Below are 3531 nucleotides of genomic sequence, written 5' to 3'. Positions count from 1 at the left end.
CGATCGGGGCGGGGCCCGTTGCGCCGCGCTGCATTTCGCGGGGCGTGACGCCGTAGAATTTGCGGAACATGCGGTTGAAGGTGCGGATGTCGCTGACCCCGCAGCGTGCGGCGACGCTGGCCACCGTCATGCCCGGCACCTCGATGAGCAATTGCCGGGCCCGCTGCAGGCGCGCCCGGCGGATCGTATCGGCCACCGCGCCGTCATGGTCGGCGAACGCACGATAGATGGTGGCGCGCGAACAGCCCAGCACGCGGGCGATATGCATCACGTCCAGATGCGGCATGGCGATGTTCTGGTCGATGTAGCGCAGGGTCGATTGCCGCAGCATGTCCAGGCGCGGCCTGGTTTCTGCCGCGCCGTCCGTGCTGGGGATCTGTCCCAATATGGTCAGGATCAGGTCGAACAGGGAATGCAGCACGGCCGATTGCTCGCTGACCGACATGCGCCCCGACTGGCGGGCCAGCAGCAGCATCTGCCCGCGCAGGAGCGGCGCCAGGCGGCTGCCGTTCAGGGCCTGGGCCATCGCTTGCGACGAAGGCCATTCATGGCCCAGCACCGCGGTGGGCCGCTCGGTGCTCATCGTCACGCTGACGGCCTTGTGGTCGGTCCAGCGGAACCGCACGACCTCGCGCCGGTCATAGACGAAGAAATTGCCCGCCTGGGTCACCGTCTCGGTGCCGTCGATATGGATGTCGCGGCGTTCGCCCTTGAGGATCAGGCCGAAGGAGATGTCGCCGTCGCGCGACACGCCGGGCCGCGCGCGCCCCGCGCAGGCCGTGGCGCGATAGGCGAAGAAGGCGCCGCCCGGATCGAAGATGCTGCGGGAGCGGGCCGAGAACGTGTCCGCGCCGGCGCCGGTCCGGACCGTGCCCTGGTTGCTGCCGCCCTGGTTGCTGCCTTGGGGGGTGCTGCCCTGGGGGGTGCTGCCTTGGGCTTCATCCACCACGTCGCGGCCGAGGAAGGCGTAATTGCTCCAGAACGCCAGGCGGTCGGCGGGCGGATGGAACGCCGTGCTGACATCCAGCCTGACCGTCTCTTTGGGAAAGCCGAAATCAGGCTGCCATTTCCCGCGATCCGGCCGCCATGACCACGTATGCTGATTCCAGTTCCACGACAGGTCAGCGTGACCCTTCCCTGAAAATATCATCTGTTTGCCTTAAATTCGTTCCACGTAACGCTTGATACGAAATGACTGTCTGAATCCGCGGCAAAAACTGCCGGGCAATATCGTTCTTTGAAAAATCAACACATTTCCGGCACAATTAAGGCGAAATAAACGATTTCATATCCCTGCTTCAGAAACGAAGTCAATCATCAATATTTTCTACGAAACGGGAACTTCCGAGATATTCTGAAGTTCCCGGAACCTTTGCGTTTTATCTCAAAATATCCGCATTATTCCTGGTTAGAATATTTTTAACTATAGAAAATCAGTATCTTTGCTTTGTGCAAACGGAACGGATCGTCCGGGATCGTCCGCGCGCGCCGCGGCTCAGGCCGGCTGGATCAGGTCGGGATGCGGACGGCAGAGCAGCGGCCCCACCGCGATATGGGAAATCCGTTCCACCTGCTGTTCCACGGCCGCATGATGGCCGTGGAACACGGCGACGACGCACAGGACGACCGCCAGGACGCCCAAAGTCGGCCCGGCCGTGAACCGTGGCGGCGACCCCGCCAGGCGATAGAGGAACGCCGTCGCCATCGTGCCCAGGATGCCGGCCACCAGGACCTCGGCCACCGTGTGGCAGCCGCAGGCGATGCGCGATACGCCCAGCAGGCCCGCGATGCCGGCGGTGGCCAGCATCAGGACCGACCGCCGGATGTCCAGCAGGCCCAGCAATCCCCCATAGACGACGGTGCCGGCCATGGTGTGGCCGCTGGGGCTGTAGAGCACGCGGTGCGCACCCGGCCCGCAGGCCTCGAACCCCAGTTTCAGGACCAGGATCAGGGCCGAGCCGCCGCCCGTCACGAGGCACCAGGCGAGCGCGAAGCGCCAGCGCCGCAGCAGAAGCAGGGTCAGGAGCACCGCGACCTGGAGGGGAATGATGACGTCCTGGTCGGCGAAATCGGTTATGAAATGCATCATTCTGAGACAGTCACGATCGAGGCCGTCATTTCGACATGTTGGGTGCCTGCGGCACCGCGATCACGGGCGTGCGGCGCGGCGCGCGTGCCAGCCGGCGGCCCAGGGCGATGGATGGTTCCTCGATCCAGCGATAGCTGAGCGCGGCCACGGCCAGGGCCAGGGGGATGACGAGCCCGAGAATGGCCGGCAGCGGCAGATAGGCGTGGAGCGCGTGGACCGCCGCCATCAGCACGACCATGTGCGTCAGATACAGGCTGTAGGAGACGGTGCCCAGCCATTGCAGCGGCCTGGCCGCCAGCACGCGCCGGCAGACATCGCTGTACAGGGCCATGAAGATGATCGCGGCCGCCGCGCCGCCCACCATGACCTGCCAGAACATGACGGAGACCAGGCCGGCGAGTACCTGCGGCCTGACGAACGGCACGGACGGCAGCGCCGCGGTCAGCCATAATGCGGCCCGATGAGCCAGCGCGAAGCCCAGGATTGCGAACAGGGCCGCGGCGCAGCGCCGCGCGACCGACATGGACTGGTACAGGCCGTGCAGCATCTCGCGTTTTTCATACAGCATGATGCCGGCGGTGAAGACGGGGAGATAGGCCAGCGTGCCGCAGATGCTGCTGCTGAAGGATTGCGGCATGGTCTCGCCGCGCTGGCTGAGGATCAGGCAGGCCGGGAGATAGAGCGCCGCCACCACGGCGAGGCCGGCGGCCCGATGGCGGGTCACGGCGAAATACAGCAGCGGAAAGATGAGGGAAATCCGCATTTCGACGACCAGGGACCACATGGGCGGGTCGAGGCTTTGCAGCGGCGGCGTGCCGACCATCGCCAGATGGCCGAGCAGCAGCATCGCCGACGGGAATTCGGACCATTGCTCGGCATTGAACCAGGCGCTGACGTCGGGGAGCGAAGTGGGCTGGACGATCCGCCAGGCCAGGGCGGACAGCATGATGACCACGGCGAAGGGGATGTAGATGCGGCAGATCCGCCGGATCACGAAGCGCCCGTACCCACCGAAGCGTCCGCCCGAGAGCGACAGCGCGAGGACATAGCCGCTGAGGACGAAGAACAGGAGGACGCAGGCCGGCCCCAGCACGAGCAGATGCAGCGGCGTGTAATGCAGCAGGAAGCCGGGACGGAGATAGCGGGGAAGTGAGGCGGGCTGGTCGGCGCTCTGCCAACTGGCCGGCATCGTCAGCGAGCAATGGTAGATGAGCACGATGAAGGCCGCCACGCCGCGGACGGAGTCGAGCTGTATGCTGCGTCGTATGTCGGGGCGTTGTATGTCGGGCTTTCCTGCCATCGTCGTGATACCTCGTGCCAATTTCGTAACGCCGGCTCATGCCCTCTTGATGTCGATGCCGTAGCGGTGGAAGGCGACCGCGCCGCCCAGGCCGGGCCCCATCTCCGGCGGCGGCGTCCGCGCGCCCTGCATCGCGAAGGCC

The 3531-nt window shown here is 65.4% G+C and carries 3 protein-coding genes; all 3 read right to left on the bottom strand.

Annotation, left to right across the window (positions count from 1 at the left end; translation table 11 throughout):
• Positions 1–1150: AraC family transcriptional regulator (locus HUK84_RS12650; RefSeq protein WP_176640614.1), on the bottom strand; the 1150-nt coding region annotated here is incomplete at its 3' end.
• Between the two features lie 345 nt (positions 1151–1495).
• On the bottom strand, positions 1496–2089 hold the full coding sequence (locus HUK84_RS12645; protein WP_176640613.1) for a phosphatase PAP2 family protein: 594 nt from the start codon (positions 2087–2089) through the stop codon (positions 1496–1498).
• 25 nt (positions 2090–2114) lie between these two features.
• Complete coding sequence (locus HUK84_RS12640; protein WP_218064356.1) at positions 2115–3389, bottom strand: acyltransferase family protein; 1275 nt, start codon at positions 3387–3389, stop codon at positions 2115–2117.
• Positions 3390–3531 lie beyond the last annotated feature (142 nt).

Origin of the sequence: Nguyenibacter vanlangensis, from assembly GCF_013376155.1 — a bacterium.
GTDB classification, from domain to species: domain Bacteria; phylum Pseudomonadota; class Alphaproteobacteria; order Acetobacterales; family Acetobacteraceae; genus Gluconacetobacter; species Gluconacetobacter vanlangensis.
The sequence above is the reverse complement of the archived record's forward strand: the minus strand, read 5'-3'. Positions and strand labels throughout refer to the sequence as shown.

Coding starts and splice junctions, on each gene's coding strand:
- HUK84_RS12645 (WP_176640613.1), bottom strand. CDS start 2,089: ATGATGCATTTCATAACCGATTTCGCCGACCAGGACGTCATCATTCCC.
- HUK84_RS12640 (WP_218064356.1), bottom strand. CDS start 3,389: ATGGCAGGAAAGCCCGACATACAACGCCCCGACATACGACGCAGCATA.